Origin of the sequence: Nocardioides sp. JQ2195, from assembly GCF_012272695.1 — a bacterium.
Classification (GTDB): Bacteria; Actinomycetota; Actinomycetes; order Propionibacteriales; family Nocardioidaceae; genus Nocardioides.
The window spans coordinates 2,142,438-2,164,903 of the sequence record NZ_CP050902.1 but is presented as its reverse complement, the minus strand read 5'-3'; the positions used below and the strand labels follow the sequence as shown (position 1 = coordinate 2,164,903).

The following is a 22,466-nucleotide window of genomic DNA, read 5'->3' as shown; positions in this document are numbered from 1 at the left end:
GTACGAGTGTTGGGCTCGACGTGCACGCACGATCCGTTGCAGCTGCAGCGATCGACGGCGTCATAGGCGAACTGTTCCAAGCGAAGCTGACCCCGTCACATGAGCACATCCGAGGATGGCTCGCTGACCTGCCGGGCCCGCTGGCGGTGACGTATGAGGCTGGCCCGACCGGCTTCGACCTGTATCGGACGTTGACGGCGGCCGGGATCCGGTGCGTGGTCGCCGCGCCGTCGAAACTTCAGAAGCCCTCGGGTGATCGGGTCAAGACCGACGCCAAGGACGCCGTCCACCTGGCCAGATTGTTGCGGTTGGATGAGGTCACTGCGGTGGCGATCCCCAGCGTCGACCAGGAAGCCGCCCGCGATCTGGTCCGGGCACGTGAGGACTGCCGTGGTGATCTGATGCGGGCCCGGCACCGGTTGTCGAAGCTGTTGCTGCGCCACGGGCTCGTCTACCACGGCGGGCAGGCGTGGACCGGGAAGCACGACATCTGGTTACGACACGAGGCACTCCCACAGCTGAGCGCCGGGGCGACGCGGCTGACGTTCGACTCCGACTACGAAACGGTCCTGGCCGTCAAGGCGCGCCGGGACCGGCTCGACACCGCGATCGCTGAGATGGCGGGGAACTCGGAATTCACCGACATGGTGCACCGACTCGGGTGTTTGCGTGGGATCAGCACCCTGACCGGGTTCGCACTCGCGGTCGAGATTGGCGACTGGCACCGGTTCACGGGCAACACCATCGGCTCCTTCGTCGGCCTGGTTCCCAGCGAGCACTCCTCCGGTGCCTCGCGGGTGCAGGGGCCGATCACCAAGGCCGGCAACACCCACGTCCGCAGACTTCTCGTCGAGGCAGCTTGGCACCACCGCGCCCGCTACACCGTAGGCAAGACCATGCGCGACCGCTGGGAGCTGGCCCCCGCGGCAGCACGTGCTCGCGGCGATGAAGGCAACCGGCGGCTTCACCACCGGTGGGTCAAGTTCATCGACCGACGCAAGAAGAACACGATCGCCAACGTCGCGATCCCCGTGAAACTCGCCGGCTGGACCTGGTCCCTGGCCGTGCTCGAGGAGTAGCTACCAAGAACTGCCTCGTCGTCCACCCCAAGGCTGGTGGCAGCGCTTGGAGCGACCCGCGCAACACCTATGAGCAGCGGACATCTCATCCGCGACGCTCGTTCCTAGACACGCGGTCCCGCTCCTGCCGAAAGCACCGTCCTGCGGTAACCAACCCGCGCATATCAGTCTGACCGCGCGTCGCCAACGACACGCTCACCAGCACCCACGACGACGAAGCACGAGGCGCCCGCCCCCAGCAATCGGGACGGGCGCCTCACCCTGCCACTTGACAGAAGGTCGCTACATATCAGGTGTGATGTCCAGGGACGTTGGCCAGTCGAGTGACCGGTGACTTGAAGCGCCCCAGGTTTGATGCCGCTCCTGTTTGATTCCAGGAGGATGAGCACCATGCCTAAGAAGATCGATGAAGAACTGAAGGCCAGAGCTGTGCGTCTGGTCAATGAGCACCAGGGCGAGTACTCCTCGTTGACGGCGGCTGCGGGGGTGGTGGCCAAGCAGGTCGGTGTCAGTCAGGAGTCCGTACGCCGCTGGGTCATCCAGTCCCAGATCGACGGTGGTCAGCGCCAGGGCGCGTCGAGTGAGGAGTTGGCGGAGATCAAGGCGCTCAAGGCCAAGGTCCGTCGGCTCGAGGAGGACAACGCGATCTTGAAGTCCGCGACGGGTTTCTTCGCCGGGGAACTCGACCCCCGCAACCGCTGATCATGGGCTTCATCGACACCATGAGAGCCGAGGGCCACGCGGTCGAGTCGATCTGTCGGGTGCTGCGTGAGCAGTGCTGCCAGATCGCCGCGCGGACCTACCGGGCCTGGAAACAGGCTGGCCGCGTCGTTTCGGCGCGGACCCTCACCGATGCCCTCGTCGTCGACGCGGTACGTGACATCGCCTGGATCACCGACGCCCAAGGGCGTCGCAAGCTGACTCCCGAGGGCCTCTACGGGCGCAGGAAGATGACGGCCTATCTGCGCCGTACCGTCATGGCTGAGGCCAGCGCGGGGTCGGTGGACCGCGCGATGAGGACCCTCGGGTTGGTCGGCGTCCGCCGTGACAAGGGCATCCGGACCACGATCCCAGCCAAGGACGGTGTCCGGGCCGGTGACCTGCTGGATCGGGATTTCACCGCACCGGCACCCAATCTGGTCTGGGTCACCGACTTCACCTACGTCAAGACCTGGGTCGGGTTCGTCTACGTCGCGTTCATCCTCGACGTCTACGCGCAACGGATTGTGGCCTGGCACGCCGCCACGACCAAGCACACCGACTTGGTGGTGATCCCGCTGCGAATGGCGTTGTGGCAACGCGGCCGCGAGGGCCACCCGAGAGTGCCGGGCGAGTTGATCCATCACTCCGACGCCGGGTCGCAATACACGAGTTTGCGGCTGACCGAGCACCTCGCGCTGGAGGAGATCCGTCCCTCGATCGGGTCGGTCGGGGACGCCTACGACAACGCCCTGATGGAGACCATCAACGGGCTCTACAAGGCCGAATGCATCCGCACCACGGTCTTCCACGACGGCCCCTACAAGACCATCGCCGACGTCGAGTACGCCACCGCCGGGTGGGTCGACTGGTACAACGCAAGACGACTCCACGGCTCTATTGGCATGACGCCTCCGTGGAGTACGAACAAGCCCACTACGCGGCCCTCAACCGAGAGCCGCAACCCGTATGAGAGCGGCAGAGAACCTAGGGCGCTTCATCGGACCTGGGTGTGGGCAGTGCCGGATGTAGACAAAAGGCAGTTTCGGGGCCTTGTTTCATAAAGGTGTCTAGTGATGGGGGGCACATGCGGGGTCCTATCTTTCAGTTCACGGTCCTTTTCTCGGACGGATCGCAGACGCTCTAGGTGGGCTTCTTCCTTGGGGTGCAGCGGCGGTCCGTGGGGCCGGTCGATTCGGTTTTCGATGTTGGGAGTTTGGGATGCGCCGATTGACGAGTAGGTCATCCGGGGCACGTCGCCCTGTGGTGGCTGTGCTGGCTGTGTTGATGTTGGTCGTGCTTGCTGGGTGCGGAAAGGCAGAGGGCACGGCGGATGCGGGGGCGCTACAAAAGGGGACGCCGGAGGCACGAAAGGCTGTTCTGGAGACTTCGGTGAGCAATGCGAAGCCGGTCAAGTTGGCTTGGTTCACACCCACGACCCAGAACGACTACTGGAAAGTCAACGGCGTAGGCATCGAGGCCGCGGCCAAGGCTCGCAATGCAACGGTCACCACGTTTGATGCTGGGTTCGACGAGCAGAAGCAGTACGCACAGATTCAGGATGCCATCGCGACTGGCAAGTTCGATGCCTTCCTTGTCACTCCGGTTGACGCCTCCGGAGTCGTTCCTGCCATCGCGGAGGCTGCTGAGGCGGGCATCAAGGTGGTCTGCGGAAACTATCCGTGCGGTAGCAACTGGGAAACTCCGGTCTCGGATGCTGAGGGTGTGGTCGCCCAGACGGGAATTCCCGAGGCATCCTTGGGCAAGAGCACGGGGCAGCTGATCGTGGAGGCTTGCGAAGGTAAGGATCCGTGTGAGGTAGCGCAGTTGCCGGGCGCAATGATCCCCGCGGAGGAGGCACTCTTCGACGGGGTGAAGCAGGTTCTTTCCTCCCACCCTGAGATCGAGATCGTGGCACGCGTGGAAGCCGGTTACCTTGCTGCGCCGGCTCAGGCTGCGACGCAGGACATCTTGCAGTCGAACCCGGACCTCGACGTCGTGGCTGCTTCGAGCGATGCGATGGCTGCGGGGATCGAGCTGGCTGTGAAGGCGGCGGGAGTTGAGGACCAGGTGAAGATCATCGGCCTGGCTGGGGGACAGCGGGGCCTGGCGAAGGTCCGCAGCGGAACTTGGTTCGGCACGGTGATGATGTACCCCTTCGATGAAGGCATGTATCTGGTGGACCAAGCGGTTCGCGCGGTGCGCTCGCAACGGTTCAGGGCTGGCATCAACCCGGCTGAGGAGTTGGCCTGGCCCATGGTGTTCACCAAAGAGAACAGCGCGGAGTTCGGAGACTATTCCGGACAGTGGGCTGGCTGAGACCCCCACACCTTCAGACATCTAACTTGAGCCGGGAAACCCGGCGGATTTGGGCCGGGAATCGGCCAGGAAAGAGTTTGCTATGCGATTCGCAGTTGACACTGGTGGAACTTTCACTGATCTCGTGATTGAGGATGACGACGGCACGCTGCAGGTCTACAAGTCGTCGACGACTCCGGACGACCCTGTGGAAGGTGTGCTGAATGTTCTCTCGGTTGCCGCTGAGGCTCGTGGAGTTGAACGGTCAGAACTCCTGGCTGGTGATGGTTTGTTCATCCATGGAACGACGAGGGCCATCAATGCGATCTTGACTGGCGGTACGGCCAGGACTGCGTTGCTTGCAAGTGAAGGACATCCGGACACTCTGTTGTTTCGGGAGGGGGGACGGACTGACCCGTTCAACTACACCAAGGCCTACCCGGAGCCGTACATTCCGCGGTCGTTGACTTACGAGGTTCCGGGGCGTATTGGCTCCGCAGGTGAGGTCGTGCGTGAGTTTGATGAAGCTGCAGTTGTTGCGCACATCGGCGTGCTCAAGTCGATGCAGGTCGAGGCGGTGGCAGTGTGTCTGCTGTGGTCGACGCTGAATCCTGCTCACGAACTGCGGGTCGGTGAGTTGCTCGATGAGCACCTGCCGGGTGTTCCTTATACGTTGTCGCACCAGCTGAACCCGATTTTGCGCGAGTACCGGCGTGCTTCGTCCACGGCGATCGATGCTTCGCTCAAACCGCTGATGCAGGAGTACTTGGGGAGTCTTGAACGACGTCTTCGTGAAGCAGGTTTCGATGGGCGGGTGTTGATTCTTACTTCGAATGCGGGTGTGTTGGATGCATCGTTTGTGGCTGAGCAGCCGATTCACTCGATCAATTCCGGTCCCTCGATGGCTCCGGTGGCGGGCCGTCACTACGCGCTTGTTGATGCAGACGCCGACACTGCAATTGTGGCTGACACCGGTGGCACGACATATGACGTGAGCCTGGTCCGTAAGGGCAGGATTCCGACCACTAGTGAGACGTGGATCGGCGAGCCGTTCTTCGGACACATGACTGGGTTTCCCAGTGTTGATGTGAAGAGCGTGGGGGCCGGCGGCGGCAGTATCGCCTGGGTTGACGAGGGTGGGCTGCTCCGGGTGGGGCCCCAGAGTGCGGGTGCGAAGCCGGGACCGGTTGCTTATGGTCGCGGAGGTACGCAGCCCACCGTTACTGACGCGAGCCTTGTCCTTGGCTACATCGACCCGGCGTACTTCTTGGGTGGGAAGATGAAGCTCGACATCGATGCGGCTCGGGTGGCGATTGAGGAACATGTCGCATCGCCTTTGGGGCTGAGTGTCGAGGACGCTGCCTCAGCCATCATGACGCTGGTCACTGAGGGGATGGTTACGGCCATCGAGGAGATCACTCTGAACCAGGGAGTTGATCCCGCCAAGGCAGTGCTGGTCGGTGGGGGCGGTGGCGCGGGTTTGAACTCTGTGGCTATTGCTGCACGACTCGGCGCTGAACGTGTGGTCATCCCTGAGACGGGTGCGACGCTGAGTGCGGCCGGGGCGCTGATGAGTGACCTGAAGGCTGAGTACGCCATGACCCTGATCACGAACACGGGAGTGTTCGACTTTGAGAGCGCGAACGCTGCTCTGGCCGAGCTCGAGGGCCGGTGCCGACAGTTCGCCAGCACGGTGGGAACAGCCGATGAGTCAGTTCACATTGAGTTCGCGCTGGAGGCAAACTATCCGCAGCAGGTCTGGGAGTTGCAGGTTCCTCTTGCCGGTGATCGGATCGAGAACGAGAACGATCTGCAGTCGTTCCGCGACGATTTCCATGCCCTTCATCTCGACGTTTTCTCGGTCAACCAGGAGGAGGCCGAGATTGAGGTGATTGGTATCCGCGCGGTCGTGCGCTGTCGACTTCGTGAGGACAGCGTTGGGCGGGTTCCGAGGAACCCTGGCAATGCGACTTCCGGGATTCGTCGTCTCATGTATTTCCCGGAGACTGGTTACGTGGAGGCTGAGGTTTACCGGCTCGAGTCGATGCCTGTCGACGAGGTATTCCGCGGCCCAGCGGTCGTGGAATCCCCGTTCACCACCGTGGTGATCGACCCCGGTGCAACGGTGACCCGAGGAGACTCAGGGAGCCTTGTCCTGACACCTCCCAACCAGGCCGCCGATCAAGGTGATCGCAAAACGGTTTCGGTCGCCTCAGATCCTGCCCAACTTGCTGTCCTCACCAACCGAATGCAGGCCGTGGTGAGATCGATGCAGAACACGCTCTTCAGGACAGCACGATCGGGGTTGATCAACACTGGTCGCGACTTTTCCTGTTGTTTGGTCACGGGTGGTGACGAACTCCTTGCTGCGGCCGAGAGTCTTCCCATCCATGTGCTCGCCGGTCCCGACCTGAGTGCACAACGGATGAAGGAACTGCACCCCGAGCTTCACGCCGGCGACGTCTTTCTCCACAATTCACCGTACGCCGGGAACTCGCATGCGGCCGATCATTCCCTCATCGCCCCGGTCATCGACGCGGATGGGATCCACCGGTTCACTGTCGTGGTCAAGGCTCACCTGGCAGACTGCGGTAACGCCATCCCAACTACCTACAATTCGGTTGCGCGTGACGTCTACAACGAGGGTGCACTGATCTTCGATTGCGTGAAGGTCGAGGACAGGTACAACCGCGTCGACGACGTGTTGAGGATGTGCCGGCTGCGACTGCGAGCACCCGAGATGTGGTGGGGCGACTATCTGGCCATGATGGGTGCGGTGCGTACCGCTGAGCGCGAACTGCTCGGACTCGGCGAGGAATATGGCTGGGACGTCCTGGAGGAGTACGTCGATGCGTGGTTCGACTACAGCGAGGACAGGATGGATCGGGCGATCAGGGCGTTGCCTGCTGGGAAGGCGAGCGGGAACACTGCATACGACCCGTTGCCAGTCCCCGGACTGGAAGCCGGCGTTCCCATCAACGCCAAGGTCGAGGTGCGATCCGGTGAAGGAATGATCGCGATCGACCTCACCGAGAACCCCGACTGTGTCCCCGCCGGAGTCAACACCACTGAAGCCACCGCCCTCACCGGCGCGATGATGGGCGTATTCAACAGCATCGGTCCCGGCGTCCCCACGAATGGCGGCAGCTTCCGTCGACTTGACATCACCCTGCGCGAAAACTGTGTCGCGGGAATCCCACGGCACCCGGTCAGCTGCTCATCAGCGACCACCGGGATCCCGGAACGGATCATGAGCGCTGTGCAACAGGCCATCGCCGAGTTGGCTGACGGTTCCGGTATGGCCGCCTCTGGAGCATGCTTGTCCCCATCGAACGCCATCGTGTCGGGAACCGATCCACGTCATGACACCCCCTTCGTTGACATGCCGTGCCTTGGAGCTACCGGCGGCCCCGGAAACCCATGGGCCGACGGCTGGCTCTCCTACGCCGGGGGCTGCGCAGGCATGAACGCATGGGAAAGCATCGAGTTGGCAGAAATACTCCGTCCGATGCGCATCGAGACTTCACGGCTGCTTCCTGATACCGAGGGCGCCGGCCAATTCCGGGGGAGTAACTCTGTCCTGGTGGAATTCACCCCCGTCGACACCTCGATGGAATGTTCGGTGACCACGGACAACACGGTGTTCCCGGCGGGAGGTGCACGTGATGGGCTGCCCGGCGCTGCTGGCTGGGCAGGGGTTCGTGACACGGACGGACAAGAGAAGCAGGTGAGTGGCTACGCGCACCTGGTCCTGTCACCAGGGGAGCGACTCATCTCTAAGTCCAGTGCTGGCGGAGGCTACGGATCGCCACACCAACGCGACCCCGAACAGGTCCGTCACGACGTCGTCGAGGGATACATCTCGAAGAACAGGGCCGCAAGCATCTACGGCGTCATCGTCAACCCCGACGGCACCATTGACACGACACCACGAACCACTCGGTCGGCTCCTCTTACCGAAATTGCCGAGCGCAATGCTTCCGGAGAGTAGAGATACGCGCCTTCCGCTCATGCGCCTTGAGGGTGTGGCGAAACGATTTGGAGGCGTGCAGGCGGTAAGCGGAATTGACATCGCTATACCGTCAGGGACTGTGGTCGCCCTCGTTGGCGAAAATGGTGCAGGTAAATCCACTCTGGGCAAGATAATCGCTGGCGTCCATCGTCCGGACTCCGGACGGATACTGGTAGATGGCGTTGAGGTCACTCTGGGATCGCCCCGGGATGCACTGAGTCACGGGGTTGCATTGGTGGCGCAGGAACTCGCCCTAGTTCCAGAGATGAGCGTTGTCGACAATGTTTTTCTCGGGTTCGAGTCTCGAGGTAAAGGATTCATCCTTGACCGAGGCAACCGGCGACGATTTGAAGAGCTGCGGCATAGCGTGGGATTCGACCTTGATCCAGACGACCTGGCTGGGAATCTCCGAGTTGCTGATCAGCAGAAGGTCGAGATCCTACGAGCTCTTGCGAGGGACGCCCGGATCATCGTCATGGATGAGCCTACTGCAGCCCTCACTCGTGAAGAGGCTCAAGGACTTTTCACGATAGTGCGTCGGCTCACCAGCCAGGGGACCTCGATCGTCTTCGTCTCTCATTTCCTCGAGGACGTGCTCGGACTGGCTGACACCATCGTCGTGCTCAAGGATGGCAGGCACATCCGGACGACTTCAGCTGCGTTGGAGACTCCGGCCTCGTTGGTGTCTTCGATGATCGGGAAAAATGTCGACCTCTCTATGCCTGATAAGCGACACGTACCCGATTCCGCGCGATGCCTTTTGTCGGTCCACGGGCTAACTCGCTCTGGCGCTTTCGAGGACGTGTCCTTTGATGTTAGGGCTGGTGAGATCGTCGGGTTGGCTGGCCTGATGGGATCGGGTCGGACCGAGGTCTTGCGAGGGATATTCGGTGCTGAGCGAGCTCGAGGAACCATCGAAGTCGACGGAGTCGCAGCGCGCATGACCCACCCTCGGGGGGCTACGAAGCGAGGGATTGGCATGATCCCCGAAAGTCGCAAGGACCAAGGCCTGATCATGGGGCAGTCGATCCGGAACAACATCACCTTGGCGAGTCTCCGTCGGCACAGCCCCTTTGGCTTTGTTTCCAAACGAAAGGAAATGTGGACGACCGATCAACTCCATGGGCGGCTCGACATTCGCACGCTTGACAGCGAGGCACCCGTGCTCGCCTTGTCCGGTGGAAATCAGCAGAAAGTGCTGTTCGCCAAATGGCTAGCCTTTGGTGCCAAAGTTCTACTTATTGATGAGCCAACACGAGGGGTGGACGTTGGGGCCAAAGCGGCCATTCACCAACTGATCACCGACATCGCAGCCCAAGGAGTGGCGGTTGTTCTTGTTTCGTCGGAACACGAAGAGGTAGTCGGTTTGGCGCATCGGGTTCTCGTGCTGAGAAGGGGCCGCATCGTCGAAGAGCTCGCCGGAGAGAACCTTACAGAGACCCGGGTTGTGCAGGCCGCCTTGGGTGCGATCCCCCGAGTGTCACCACCCATCGCGAACCTGCATGTCCAGGACAATCACATGATCTATGAGGAAACCTCATGAATGCTGCCATCGATATCCCAACTCAAGGTGCTCAGCGCTGGTTCCGGTTGGCTCCGCTGCGCGATTTCGGAATTGTGTTTACCCTCATCACACTATTCATCGCATTGGCTCTCAGTTCGCCGGCCTTTTTCACGCAGAGGAATCTGCTCAATATCGCTGATCAATCGGCGCCGCTTGGGATCCTAGCTTGCGGTGCGACGCTTGTGTTCATTGCAGGCGGGTTCGACTTGTCAGCCGGTGCGACCTTCGGATTGGCGGGTGTCATCGCTGCGACGGTCGCACTCGAGGTCGATATTGTGTCGGGTCTACTGGCCGGAGTTCTATGCGGCGCCGTTGTGGGGTTGGTCAACGGCATGCTCACGACAGTTGGTCGCATCAATGCGCTGATTGCAACCTTGGCCTCGAGTGTGATCATCACAGGCATTGCGCTGGTGATCTCGGATGGAACGTTGATCCGCGTAGATGATGAACGGTTCACAACGCTCGGACAGGGCCAGATCTTCGGGGTCTCTTATGCCGTTGTCGCCTTCGCTCTCGTCGTCATCCTTCTAAGTCTGGCCTTGCACCGCATGACGTGGGGTCGCTATTTGTATGCAGTCGGCGGGAATGAAGAAGCCGCGAGGCTGTCCGGTCTGCGAGTCAACGCGTTGCGAACCACTACCTACGTCGTTGGTGGTGCCCTTGCCGGGCTGGCTGGAGTCATCGCCGCATCCCGCGTCGGCACTGGCCAAGCTAACGCGGGAGGAAATGACCTTGTCCTGGATGCGATTGCCGCCGTCGTGATTGGTGGGACTTCCATACTCGGGGGAGCGGGTGCAATCTGGCGGACTGTCGTAGGCGTCTTCGTTCTGGCACTCATCCAGAACGGTTTCAACTTGCTGGGTGTGGATATTGTTTTCCAGCGCTTCATGTTCGGACTGATTCTCCTACTCGCCGTGGGGATCGATGCCCGAGCGCGGCGAGATTCGCGATGAAGCAGCCGCTAAAATCAGAAAATCTCCAAGAATCGAGACCGTCATGAAGCCTCAATCTTTCACCTATCATGTCGCTCGGTCGGCAGCGGACGCCTTGGAGCTTCTAGCCGCTGAAGGCGACGATGCGAAGATCATCGCTGGCGGGCAGAGCCTAGTGCCGCTCATGAATTTTAGACTCGCCCGTCCGACCGCGCTGATCGATATTTGCCAAGTTCCGAATTCAGACAAGATTGTGATGGATGATTCGGGTCTCCGATTTGGGTTCAGCGTGCGGCATAGTGACGCCCTGCGGTCATCTCAGGTGCACGGTGCGTCGCCCTTGATCGGTCAGGCGTTGAAGTGGGTCGGTCACGAAGCGATTCGAAACTGGGGCACGTTGTGCGGCAGCACGGTGCATGCAGATCCTGCGGCCGAGTTGCCTGCAGTTTGGCTCGCGTTGGATGCAGAAATGGTTATCCTTGGGCCGCGGAGCGAGCGGCGACTTTCGGCGGAATCCTTCTTCAGATCATATTTCACGACCGCTTTGCAGTCCGATGAGATGCTCACGGAGATCCATGTCCCGCATGCTCCTGACGTCAGACTCCGACGGACAGCGTTCCACGAGATAGCTCGCCGCCATGGTGATTTTGCGATCGTCGGCGCGGCCGTGGTCATTGATCTGGATGAGGAGCAGCGAATTTCTTCTGCACGAATCTCGGTAATGGGTGCTGGCGAAGTTCCATTGCGTGTGCACTCCGCAGAGGCCCTGTTGCTAGGCGCGCGCCTCGACGATGTTCAAGCGCACGCGAGTGCTGAGGCAGAAGTGCGCAGTGTCATTCGGCCGCCCGACGACAGTCACGGATCATCTGAGTTTCGAAGGAAGGTGACCGGCACGTTGGTTCGTCGTTCACTTGCCGACTGTGCGGGGTTCCCATCGATGCTAGGAGATATGGCATGACGAGCGAGCAGCAACTCCACCGCGTGAACGTGATCGTTAATGGTGAACTCAAGTCGGCTCAGGTTCCGGCTCGCATGTTGCTTAGCGACTTCCTGCGTCATGAACTCGGACTTTTTGGAACGCACGTGGGATGCGAGCAGGGCGTTTGTGGCGCGTGCACCGTTGTCATCGACGAGAAGATTGCTCGCTCGTGCACAACATTCGCGGTTCAGGTCCAAGGCAAGGAGATCCGGACCGTCGAAGGGCTAGCGAGTGACGATGAACTACATCCGATCCAGGAGTCGTTTCGTCGCTGCCACGGACTCCAGTGCGGGTTCTGCACTCCAGGCTTCTTGATGGCAACCGAGGCACTGCTTGCCGAGAACAATGATCCCACCGAACATGAGATTCGTGATTTCTTGTCAGGAAACGTGTGCCGATGCACCGGATATGTGGGCATTGTCGCAGCGGTAAAGGACGCGGCCTGTCGTCTGCGTAGCGGGGAAGGGGAAGGCGAATGACGGACAAAGACATTTCCGCAGGGAGGTATGTGGGCGCGCGAGTAGCGCGTTCAGAGGATCCGCGCCTAATGCGGGGCCAGGCGCGCTTTCTGGATGACGTTGAGTTGCCCAGAATGTTGCACGCCGCATTTGTGCGCAGCCCCCTGGCTCACGCACGCTTGCTCAGTATCGACGTGGAAGCAGCTCAGCAGGTGCCGGGAGTCGTAGGGGTTTTCACCCTGGAGGATCTCGCCGGCGTCGGTCCGATCCATGCGATCGGCCCGCGCCCTGAGGTGAAGTCAATGGCGCGAGCCGTGTTGGCTGATGGCAAGGTTCGCTTCGTTGGTGAAGCTGTCGCCGTCGTGGTTGCCAGTTCTCGCTACATTGCGGAGGACGCATGTGAACTCGTCGAAGTTGAGTATGAGGAACTCACCGCGATCTCAAGCGCCAAGTTGGGGATTATGCCGGGTGCTGAGGTGCTGGACGAAGCTATGGGCGACAACCATATCTCCCATATTGAACGAACCGGAGGAGGAGATGTCGAACAGGCCTTCTCTGAAGCGGAGCACGTTGTCGGAATCTCATTTCATCATGGTCGGGTTGGAGCGCTTCCATTGGAGACGCGTGGTGTCATAGCTGATTGGGACCAGGGCACCTCCACCATGCGAATCTGGAATTCCACACAGATGCCGCATTTACTCCGGGCGCTCATCGCCGGGCCCTTGGGCTTGGCAGAGACTAGACTCGAGATCTTGGTGCCCGCGGTGGGAGGCGCCTTTGGCCTCAAGGCCAGTGTGTATCCCGAGGATGTCGTTATTCCAGCGGTTTCTCGGTTGATAGGCCGGCCGGTCAAATGGATTGAAGACCGCTACGAAAACTTGGCCGCGAGTTCGCACGCCAAGGAGATGGACATGGAAATGGAAATTGCCGTGGCACCTGACGGCAAATTTCTTGGAATGCGAGCCAAGACTCTCAGTGATTCCGGTGCCTACTCGATGCCACCTTTCCAGGCGCACCACGAATCACTCGGCGCGGTGAACTGTATGACCGGAACCTACGACATTGCGGCGGCAAGTTATGTCGCCGATGCCGTCCTGACCAACAAGGCGCCCCTCGGCGTTTACCGTGGAGTTGGTTGGACCGCTGGCCAAACAGTCCGGGAACTTCTCGTTGATAAGGTGGCAAGGACCATTGGTCGCGATCCAATCGAATTACGTCTTCAGAATTGCATTCCGGATGAGCCTTACAATTCGGTGATCGGTCCTCGTTACGATGGAGGAAGTTACCGCCGAGCGTTGGAAATGGCCACGGCCATGGTCGATTACGTCGGGATTCGTGACCGTCAAGTTGAACAACGGCAGCGGGGACGGTATGTCGGTGTAGGAGTCAGTCCGTATGTCGAACCTACTGGGTTTGGAGCGCGGATCGGGAACGAGTTGGGTTACCCAGGAAAATACTATGATACCGCGTCCATTTCCATTCAAGTAGATGGCTCCATTTACGTAATGACTGGCCTGCATTCTCAGGGTCAGAGCCACGAGACTACTTTTGCCCAACTGGCAGCAGATGGTTTGGGGGCGCGAATTGAGGATATCCGCATTATTCAGGGCGACACGAAAAGTACCCCATATTCAGGTGGGACGTACGCCAGTCGGAGCGCACTCATCGGCGGCGCAACCATTGGCCGCGCGGCAGCTGAGATGAAGGGACGTCTGAGGGCTCTCGCTGCGGACATGCTAGAGGCGAGTGCTGAAGACATAGAGATATCGCGAGGTAAAGCCTTTGTGCGGGGGGCTCCGTCGCAAAGCAAATCCATCGCCGAGATCTCTGCCTATGTGCACTTTGGTGGTGGATCTTCGATCGTTAACCTAGACGAAGGGGCATTGTCGGTATCAAGCTCCGCAGCTCCGGACGGCAGCTACAGCAACGGCTGTGTAGCGGCAGTAGTCGAAGTGGATATCGATACCGGGAAGGTTCACGTCGAAAAGGTGGTCTCCGTAGAGGATTGCGGAGTCATGCTTAACCCGATGGTGGTGGAGGGCCAGGTTGCGGGTGCCATCGCGCAGGGTATTGGTGACGCCCTGTTGGAAGAGCACTCCTATAATGAGGACGGTGTCCTGATGTCGGCGAGTCTTCTTGACTACCTGTATCCGTCCTCGATGGAGGTGCCTGACATCGTCGTGGGTCACATTGAGACTCCTGCTCCCGGCGGGCATGGTGGGTTCAAGGGTCTAGGCGAAGCTGGCACTATCGCAACGCCGGCAGCAGTTTTGAATGCTATTACCGACGCATTGAGTCCGTTCGGAGTGCAGTTAGATAGTACTCCCGTGGGGCCGAGCAAGTTGTTGGGTTTGATCGAGGATGGACGTCGCGTTCAGAACGATGTGACATTGAATTGACTCTCGGTCTTTCTAACGAGGTCGCTCTGCGAAGCTTCCGGGGGTCGAGAGCATCGACTGTTGGGATCGGAGGAACCGGGAAAACTGGTCCGCTGCCTGCATCCGACCTGTTAGGCAGCACGATCAGGAGGTGGGATAGTTTACTATCCCACCTCCTTGGCTTTCCCTAGTCGGACAGTGCTTGGCGCGATTCTTTGGGATATGGGGCACAACTCCGAATGCGCGAGCCAAGCGGGGGATTGCAGACGACTGAGCCAAGTCGATTACATGTGTCACAAAAAGTAGAGGTGACCTGTGGCCGAGTCGAGTATCTGTGTATTTTGATGCGTCCCGTTGCGAGCAGTGGAGGGCGGCACCAACTGGAGCCGGGTGGCGGGCATCAGGAGAGACCCGACCTGAGGCGCCACCAGTAATGCCAGAAGCTGGCTCCGCGCCGACGTCCAAACCGATCAACTACACAGTGGATCGCTGCTCAAGTTTTGTACACGAGCGGCTTCGGTTCAGTCATCAAGAGTGGCCGTACCCGAACGCCTGAGGATGGTGTGAGCCTTGAGGGCAAGCCACAAGTCGCACACGTCTTCGGTTGAGGAAAGTTGTCGGCCGGTGAGGCTTTCGATGCGACTGACGCGCCCGATCAAGGTCTGTCGATGAACGAAGAGCCGTTTTGCTGTCGCCTTCCAACTGCGGTTCTCTTCCAAGAAGGCGATTAGCGTGCTAACCAACTCGGTCCCGCGAGATGCGTCATAAGTTATGAGCGGACCGAGTACGTTCTCCACGATTAACTCGAGGCCACTTGACTCCATCGGCAACCATTGAGGCGATGGGGCGTCGACATATTGCTGGAGAGGCTGTTTGGCCGCTACCGCAGAGCGCAAGGCCCAACGCGCCTGCCGCTGACATGCCAGCAAGTCAGTGTCGCCCGTAGAGGGTGAACTCAAGCCGATTGCGCTTTCGGGAAGGTGCTTGCTAAGGACGTTGGCAAACGTATCCAGCGTTCCCGTGCTAATCCTGCTGAGAATCGCGCCTCTCTCGCCACGCTTGGTTACGTAGTGCTCGAAGCCATGTTCGACCAAGTAGTTGTGCACGTCGTTCCAGCCGTGCGAGGTCTCATCGAGCGCTACGATCGCGAAGCAAAACTTCTGGCCTGGATCGGTGTCCGTGAAGAGCTCACCTATCGTGTGGCTCTGTTGTTGATCCGACTCATATAGGATACGTGCAAGACGCTCACTTCCTTCGCGACGTACTTGTTCCCGGTGTTTGAGTAGGTCGCCCGCAAGGTGGCTTAGGATCGTTCCGACGTGATGCATGGAAAGCAAGTCTGGTTCTTGCTGACCTCTAATCCGTGTCACCAGCACACCAACCGGTCGCAACTGGACGTGCACCGGGAGCAAGTAGACGGCCCCCTCATTTTCGGGCAGAGTCACCTCTTCTGGGTAGCGGATGGCTGGGTTATCAAGCACTCGGTCGATGACGTCCTGCGGGACGTGGAAAGCCGGTACATCGATTTCCTCAAACAGCGATGCGCCGCTGCGTGTCACTGCCCATATGCGGAAGCCGGTGACCTGTTCGAGTCGACGGACTATCTCGCCAGTCTCCATCAGACTTTGACTGGCCTCACCGAGAACTCCGTAGGTGCGAAGGTGCGTCGTGAGGCGTCGATGCAATGCATCCTGATTAGCTAAGGCCACAGTTTCCGAGATGGCAATAAAAGGTACGCCGCCACTTACCTCGACGAGGGGGACTTGGAGATCCTCCGATAGCTGGAGGAGTTCCGCGGAAAGGGATGGCGCGTGCATACCGACGCCGATGGCGACTCCGGAAACGCCGATATCGGACAGGCGCTGCAGATAGGTGACCTGGCTCGCGACATCTTTCGGGATTGCCAAACCTGTGGTCATCAGAAGTTCCTTGCCTCGAAGCCATCTAGTCGGGTCCTCCAGTTCGCTGAGATGCGCCCATCGGACGTGCTTGTGGACACCTGAAGCGCCAGCTATCAGGGTGCAGCCCAACTCGGGATGTTCCAGCAGCTGTTCAATCGTGATCATGCTTGCCGTTGCTCCGTTCGATGACGTCCTGTGGTGGAAACTGCAAAACGAATTCAGTCGCCTACGAGCCCGGTATGCCCAGCAGCCCTCAGGTGTTCATGCGGACAATTTCCATACATTCGTCCTGTGACACTACAACCCATCGAAGTGGCTGCGACAGTGGGTAGCCGCCCCAACGTCCGAGCGCCACTGGGTATAGGCACTGATCGATGTAGTCACCAGTAGAGTGTGCGCATTTTGGGGTCCGAGGATGCTGAAGTTGAGGCGCAGGGCTCGCTCAAAGTTCCAATATCAGGTCACGTGTGCTTGCGGGCGACGTCGGTGTCGGAGTCGCCATGGCAAGTCATACTTTCGTCCACTGTCCCAGGCGAACCGTGGTCACACACACTGCGGAGAGAATCTTTTTGGTGACTTTGGAGGATGTATGACCAGGCAGAGCAGTTTCGATATCAGCCAGCACTCGCTTGATGGTGAGGTCCACGCCTGATGAATGAGCCCGACGTTACGCGGTCACAGCCCCGAGTCGTCGTACTCGGCGCCGCCGGCGAGGTTGGCGCATGGGTTGCACGTGAACTCGCGGATTGCGCTGACATTGGCAGCGTCCTCCTGCTCGACGTGGACAGCAAACGGCTCGAGGAGGTTGTGGCGAGTACCAATGGGTCGCACGTGGAAGGGCAGGTGGTAGATCTTGCGGATCGTGATGCCATGCTCGCCGCTCTGCGGGGTGCTGATCTCCTCATGAATTGCACGAGCTTGACCCTGTTCGACGAGGTCATCACCTTGGCGATCGAGGCGGGAGTTAATTATGCGGACCTCATCTCGGAACCCACCTCGGCCCAGCAGCGTGCAGCGGCAGATGCCGGCATTACGGCTGTGTCTGGTCTGGGGTCGAGTCCAGGTCTCACCAATGTGCTCGTCCATCATGCACATCAAGAACTCGCTTCCGTCGAGGAGGTGCACATCCAAGGAGTGGCTTGGCGGGCAGTGGCGCCTTCCCCGGGACTGCTGGATACAATTCTCTGGGAACTCGCGGATGACACGCCGACACGGCAGTACTTCCAGAACGGGCGATATCACTGGGCCGCGTCCATGGATGGCTCACGGGTTGCGGAGTTCCCCGAACCCATCGGGAAGCAGCACGTCTACATCGTCTCTCACACCGAGCCGCGGACACTTCCCAAGCACTTTCCTGAGTTGAAATTCTGCGCAATGCGTGTGACCTGGCCGGTCGAGCTCATGAATGATATCCGCATTTTGAACAAGTATGGGCTGCTCGATTCAGCGGAGATCCCTGGAATGCCAGGTGTGACACCGCTGGCTGCGACCCGTGCTCGGATCTGGCAGAAGTGGGGTGGCGTGCGCACTGCTCCCTGCCTACTCTTCACACAAGTGGAAGTGCTTGGAACTCAGGACGGTCGAACCATTCGCCGGGTGTACGACCTCACGCATCCCGTGGACTGGGGAGATGTCGCCACAGGTAGACAGACCGGCATTTGTGCAGCAGTGGGAGCCCATCTGCTCGCCAAGCATGGATCCGGACCAGGAAAGGGCTTCGTTGACCCCGAGGTCTATTACGATCCGAATGAGTTCATCGCCGAGTTGAGGAAACGAGGGACTCTCGAGCTCACATGGACGGATAGTGAAGTTTCGACCAGTCTGCCACTTGAGCGGGGTAACTGAGAGCACGATAGGCGCCACACGCCGCGCTGGTACTGACGATTCGACGAGATAGATAGCTTGACGATCTGTGCTTCGAGTCTCCTGGGGCACGAAGCACAGATCGTGCACCCTGGACGGGTTTAGAGGAGTAGGCAGGCATGGAGAACTACACGGTTGACGTGATCGCAGGCGATGGGATCGGGCAAGAGGTCGTCCCTGCCGCACTCGGCTGTCTGGATGCGGTGGCGCGACGAGATGGGTTCAGCTTCGATTGGCGGCACCGTGACTGGGGGGCGGATCGCTACCGTCTAGATGGTGAAATGATGCCAAGAGACGGGCTTGACCAGATCGCCGACGGAGACGGGATCTTCCTTGGGGCTGTGGGAGATCCTGAGATTCCAGACCATGTCAGTCTGTGGGGATTGCTCATCCCGATCAGACGGGCCTTCCTTCAATATGTCAACCTCAGACCTGTGCGTTTGCTTCCCGGCGTGAACTCACCTTTACGGGATGCCGCAGGGCTAGACGTTGTGGTTGTTCGCGAAAACATTGAAGGCGAGTACTCCGAGATGGGAGGTCGGGCGTACCAGGGCGAACCGGAGGAGGTAGCCACCCAACTGGCGCTCTTCAGCCGTGCTGGAATTACCAGAGTGGCTAGATACGCTGCGACTTTGGCCTCTAGCCGTTCCGGATCACTGGTATCGGCGACCAAATCGAACGGGATCATCCATTCGATGCCGTTCTGGGATCAGGTGATCGCGGAGGTACTAGTGGATTATCCCGACGTCCGGTTGGAGTCTGTGTTGATCGATGCGCTTGCGGCGCGAACCGTCCTGAGGCCGCTGTCGCTTGATGTGATCGTCGCATCGAACCTATTCGGTGATGTTCTCTCCGACCTGGTAGCCGCTGTCGGTGGTTCGATTGGCGTTGCCCCGTCGGCAAATCTGAACCCCGAACGGGAGCATCCTTCCATGTTCGAGCCAGTACACGGTTCGGCACCGGACATCGCGGGTAAGGGGGTCGCCAATCCTGTTGGTCAGATCTGGGCCGGCGCCTTGATGTTGGAGCACATCGGACAGCCCACTTCGGCCCGGACACTCATGTCAGCTCTTGAGGGTGTGTTGGCTGACGGAATTCGCACACCTGACCTTGGGGGTACCTCAGGGACTAATGAAGTGGCTGCGGCGATCGTCGACAGGCTGCAGTCTCAGGCCAGCGAAACGCTGGTGATGCGGAAGCCATCAACATCTGTCTCTGGATCAGGTTCGAACGAGGGGGGGAAACCATCTTTCGGGGCGCTAGGTCACGAGCGCGGTACGCCCGAAAGGTTCGCTAAGTCGCGATCGAAGGAGACTAAGAGATAGTGGACCGGGTTTTAGATGTGGCGATGAAGGCTGCTCTGGTTGCGGGAGTTCGGACAGATCGGACTAATACGGCTGCAGTGGTTCGAGGAACAGTCTCGGGAGGTTGGTCCCATGGGGACATTGAGTGACGCCTTCGGCCGCACGGCTTCTGACCTACGGGTCTCGTTGACGGACCATTGCAATCTGCGCTGCACCTATTGCATGCCAGCTGAAGGTCTCGCCTGGTTGCCTGACGAGTCTGTGCTCACCGACGATGAGTTGGTGCGCCTGATTGGTATCGCAACCTCTCTGCTGGGAGTGCGCGAGGTGCGTTTTACTGGGGGCGAGCCCTTGCTACGTAGAAGTCTTGTTGACATCGTTCAACGCACCGCCGCCCTCGAGGCGGCCCCCGAGATATCGTTGACCACGAATGCACTCGGGCTGGCCCGCAAAGCGCAGTCGCTCGCTGCAGCGGGACTCGACCGAGTCAATGTCAGCCTCGACACCATTCGCTCTGACACCTTTACCAAAATCACCCGACGTAACCGGCTGCACGACGTAATCTCCGGCCTTGAAGCTGCCCACGAAGCCGGACTCGGTCCGGTGAAGATCAACGCCGTTCTGCTCCGCGGGGTTAATGATGACCAAGGTCCGGAGCTCCTTCGCTGGGCGCTGGCACGTGATTATCACCTGCGCTTCATCGAGCAGATGCCGCTGGATGCGCAGCACGGGTGGCGTCGGCACACGATGATTACAGCCGACGAGATTCTTGCGTCACTCAGCACAGAATTCGAGTTGTCGCCAGCGAGGGAGTCGCGCGGGAGTTCCCCCGCCGAGCTCTTTGTGGTCGACGGTGGTCCTGCCACCGTGGGCGTGATTGCGTCGATCACGCGTCCATTCTGCGGGGACTGCGATCGAGTCCGGCTGACGGCTGACGGCCAGGTGCGCAATTGTCTCTTCGCCCACCAGGAGTCTGACCTACGGGGTGCTCTTCGTGCAGGAGCTTCCGACGAGGAGTTGGCCCAACGTTGGGTTGCCGCCGTGGCAGGGAAGTTGCCGGGCCACGGCATCAACGACTCAAGATTTCTCCAGCCAACCCGTCCCATGTCTGCGATCGGAGGCTAGGAGAACATGCCTCAAACAGTGGCCCCGACGGAGCGCTTGACAGCGATTGTCGCACGAATCGCTTACTGGCCCACGACCATACGTTGCCCGAGGCCATACTTCTGAAACCTTGGCGGGCGAGAACAACAGACGCACGCAGTAGTCCCAACTCACCGAGTTATGGCTGTGACACGAGGAGATCAAGAACCCTGCTCAGGAGTAGTCCGGCAGTACTTATGTGCGGAAACGGGTAGGGAAGCCCGGCGCCAAATCGAATCGATGCCGAGTCTCCGGGGAGCGAGTGAAGGCGAAACTATGGATCGCCTCTTACGAAACTTAAGGATATACGGTCATGCAGGTTCTCATATTCGGCCTAGTCGTTCTAGGGGCCGGTCTGATCCTCGCCATACATGGAGAATGGGCGCTTTCTGCAGTTGAGTGGGTGTTAGGGCTCAGTTTCGTGACAGCAGCCATTGTCCGCATGTCGGCCAGGGGAGACTGAAGCCCGCGCGGCACTCAACTACCTCACACAGAGACGCTGCTTGCTGCAGTCCCGTTCGCATGATCGAGGAAACGAGGGCTCACCACGGTGACGGTGCTCAGCGAAGAGGACATCGCCGCCGATCTGGTCGCGACGCTGCCCCACGAGCATGTCCGGGCGATGCTGGTCGATTGGGCCGGCGACACCATCGACCCGGTCGCCGCCGCTAGCGGCGAGGTCCCCCGAACGGTGCCGTTCGTCGCGGTGCTGCCTACTCGGGCACCTTGTTTTGCCGGGCGTATCTGACATGAAGTCACGGGCGTGGACGTACCCAACGAACCCCATCTGAGCCGTCGGCCCGCATCCGGTCCTCGGGCTCGTCGTTTGACTCGTCGACGCCCGCCACTGGACCGCCGGCAAGCTGCCCCAATGGGCTCGGCTACTTGATGGAGGGTCAGCGAGTCCGGGCCGGTGATGTACAAGGCCTGCGCACCAAGCGCTGATCCCGTTGTGATTCCAGGTCTTCGTGCCGCAACTGGGGCACGTCAACCTGTCACCCGAACCTGCAGCAGTCCCATCGGGTCTGCTGCATAGCCTCGTGACAGGACGACGTGAGCCTGAGCTCTCCCACAGCGGGCCACCGAGATGATCGCCGGGTATCGAACTTCGTTTGTCCAGGTGAGGTTGCAGTGGTTTTCTTCACTGCGGTCAACATCCGCACTCAGACCGCGGCGGGCCCCTATGCACCTAGGGACTCGAGCAGTCCGGACCGATCAAGCTCGTCGAGAATTCTTCGTGGGGCGGACAGACCGCCCATTGCGCTCAGCACGCTGATCCCGCTTGTGACGCCGAGTCTCGTTGCACTTGGGGTGGATCTGTCACCTGGTCCTGAAGCGGGCCCGGTTGTAGTTCTACGTCTCGCGGTCAACCAGAAGGAGCCTGCTGCATTGCGTGAGTGGATTTGTCGCATATCTGCCGTCATTATCGTGTCATGGCAAAGACCACCCTTATCCAGATCACTGACGACTTGGACGGATCCAAGCACGCCCAGGAAATCTCGTTCGCATTCCAAGGTACCGATTACACAATCGACCTTGGGAAGAAGAATCTTGCTGGCCTGGAGAAGGCTCTGAAGCCGTACATCTCGGCTGCCACCAAGGTCCCGAGGAGTTCGAACAGAACAAGCCGCTCGACGAAGCCTAAAGCCACCAATCAGAATCTCACTGCTGTCCGGAAGTGGGCCGCGAGCAATGGCCTCGAGATATCCGATCGCGGCCGCATCCCCAAGGCGGTACTCGAGCAGTACTCGGCAGCTCAAGACGGCTGAGTCAAAAGCGTTGCGGCACATGACGACGAAGCCGAGAAAGGCGCGTTCGGCTCACACTCGACCGTAGCCCGGTATCCAGGATTGAGG

14 protein-coding genes and 1 pseudogene are annotated in these 22,466 nt (G+C 59.9%); 14 read left to right on the top strand and 1 reads right to left on the bottom strand.

Annotated features, from left to right (window positions below; translation table 11 throughout):
- The first annotated feature begins 20 nt into the window (after nucleotides 1–20).
- From ncot_RS10320 to ncot_RS10275, 9 genes and pseudogenes are all read left to right on the top strand, one after another.
- On the top strand, nucleotides 21–1,079 hold the full coding sequence (locus ncot_RS10320; protein ID WP_206064932.1) for an IS110 family transposase: 1,059 nt from the start codon (nucleotides 21–23) through the stop codon (nucleotides 1,077–1,079).
- Nucleotides 1,080–1,469: 390 nt separating this feature from the next.
- Nucleotides 1,470–2,751 (top strand): annotated as a pseudogene (locus tag ncot_RS10315) (IS3 family transposase).
- Between the two features lie 419 nt (nucleotides 2,752–3,170).
- On the top strand, nucleotides 3,171–4,097 hold the full coding sequence (locus ncot_RS10310) for a sugar ABC transporter substrate-binding protein (RefSeq protein ID WP_168617533.1): 927 nt from the start codon (nucleotides 3,171–3,173) through the stop codon (nucleotides 4,095–4,097).
- Nucleotides 4,098–4,179: 82 nt separating this feature from the next.
- The gene (locus ncot_RS19470) at nucleotides 4,180–8,067 is read left to right on the top strand and encodes a hydantoinase B/oxoprolinase family protein (RefSeq protein ID WP_277345707.1); all 3,888 of its coding nucleotides are present in this window, start codon (nucleotides 4,180–4,182) and stop codon (nucleotides 8,065–8,067) included.
- Nucleotides 8,051–9,631 (top strand): sugar ABC transporter ATP-binding protein, encoded by a 1,581-nt coding sequence (locus ncot_RS10295; protein WP_168617532.1) that lies wholly within the window; start codon nucleotides 8,051–8,053, stop codon nucleotides 9,629–9,631. The genes ncot_RS19470 and ncot_RS10295 overlap by 17 nt, the downstream gene beginning before the upstream one ends.
- Complete coding sequence (locus ncot_RS10290; protein ID WP_168617531.1) at nucleotides 9,628–10,605, top strand: ABC transporter permease; 978 nt, start codon at nucleotides 9,628–9,630, stop codon at nucleotides 10,603–10,605. The genes ncot_RS10295 and ncot_RS10290 overlap by 4 nt, the downstream gene beginning before the upstream one ends.
- Complete coding sequence (locus tag ncot_RS10285; RefSeq protein WP_168617530.1) at nucleotides 10,577–11,542, top strand: xanthine dehydrogenase family protein subunit M; 966 nt, start codon at nucleotides 10,577–10,579, stop codon at nucleotides 11,540–11,542. Before ncot_RS10290 ends, ncot_RS10285 begins: the two co-directional genes overlap by 29 nt.
- Nucleotides 11,539–12,042, top strand: a complete 504-nt coding sequence (locus ncot_RS10280) for a (2Fe-2S)-binding protein (protein ID WP_168617529.1) — start codon at nucleotides 11,539–11,541, stop codon at nucleotides 12,040–12,042. The genes ncot_RS10285 and ncot_RS10280 overlap by 4 nt, the downstream gene beginning before the upstream one ends.
- A complete protein-coding gene (locus tag ncot_RS10275) occupies nucleotides 12,039–14,420 on the top strand; it encodes a xanthine dehydrogenase family protein molybdopterin-binding subunit (RefSeq protein ID WP_168617528.1) in 2,382 nt (793 codons plus the stop codon). The genes ncot_RS10280 and ncot_RS10275 overlap by 4 nt, the downstream gene beginning before the upstream one ends.
- Nucleotides 14,421–14,920: 500 nt before the next feature.
- Here ncot_RS10275 and ncot_RS10270 read toward each other — a convergent pair whose 3' ends face one another.
- A complete protein-coding gene (locus tag ncot_RS10270; protein WP_168617527.1) occupies nucleotides 14,921–16,465 on the bottom strand; it encodes a PucR family transcriptional regulator in 1,545 nt (514 codons plus the stop codon).
- A 486-nt stretch (nucleotides 16,466–16,951) separates the two neighbouring features.
- Here ncot_RS10270 and ncot_RS10265 point away from each other — a divergent pair, with 486 nt between their 5' ends.
- The 5 genes from ncot_RS10265 (at nucleotide 16,952) to ncot_RS10245 (ending at nucleotide 22,379) form a co-directional block, all read left to right on the top strand.
- The gene (locus ncot_RS10265; RefSeq protein WP_168617526.1) at nucleotides 16,952–18,145 is read left to right on the top strand and encodes a saccharopine dehydrogenase NADP-binding domain-containing protein; all 1,194 of its coding nucleotides are present in this window, start codon (nucleotides 16,952–16,954) and stop codon (nucleotides 18,143–18,145) included.
- Between the two features lie 137 nt (nucleotides 18,146–18,282).
- Nucleotides 18,283–19,488, top strand: a complete 1,206-nt coding sequence (locus ncot_RS10260) for a tartrate dehydrogenase (RefSeq protein ID WP_168617525.1) — start codon at nucleotides 18,283–18,285, stop codon at nucleotides 19,486–19,488.
- 111 nt (nucleotides 19,489–19,599) lie between these two features.
- The gene (gene moaA, locus ncot_RS10255; RefSeq protein ID WP_168617524.1) at nucleotides 19,600–20,592 is read left to right on the top strand and encodes a GTP 3',8-cyclase MoaA; all 993 of its coding nucleotides are present in this window, start codon (nucleotides 19,600–19,602) and stop codon (nucleotides 20,590–20,592) included.
- 568 nt (nucleotides 20,593–21,160) lie between these two features.
- Nucleotides 21,161–21,358: a hypothetical protein gene (locus ncot_RS10250; RefSeq protein WP_168617523.1), complete on the top strand. Its 198-nt coding sequence runs from the start codon at nucleotides 21,161–21,163 to the stop codon at nucleotides 21,356–21,358.
- Nucleotides 21,359–22,043: 685 nt separating this feature from the next.
- Nucleotides 22,044–22,379 carry an Lsr2 family protein gene (locus ncot_RS10245; protein ID WP_168617522.1) on the top strand — a complete coding sequence of 112 codons (336 nt, stop codon included), beginning with the start codon at nucleotides 22,044–22,046 and terminating at the stop codon, nucleotides 22,377–22,379.
- Nucleotides 22,380–22,466: the final 87 nt, after the last annotated feature.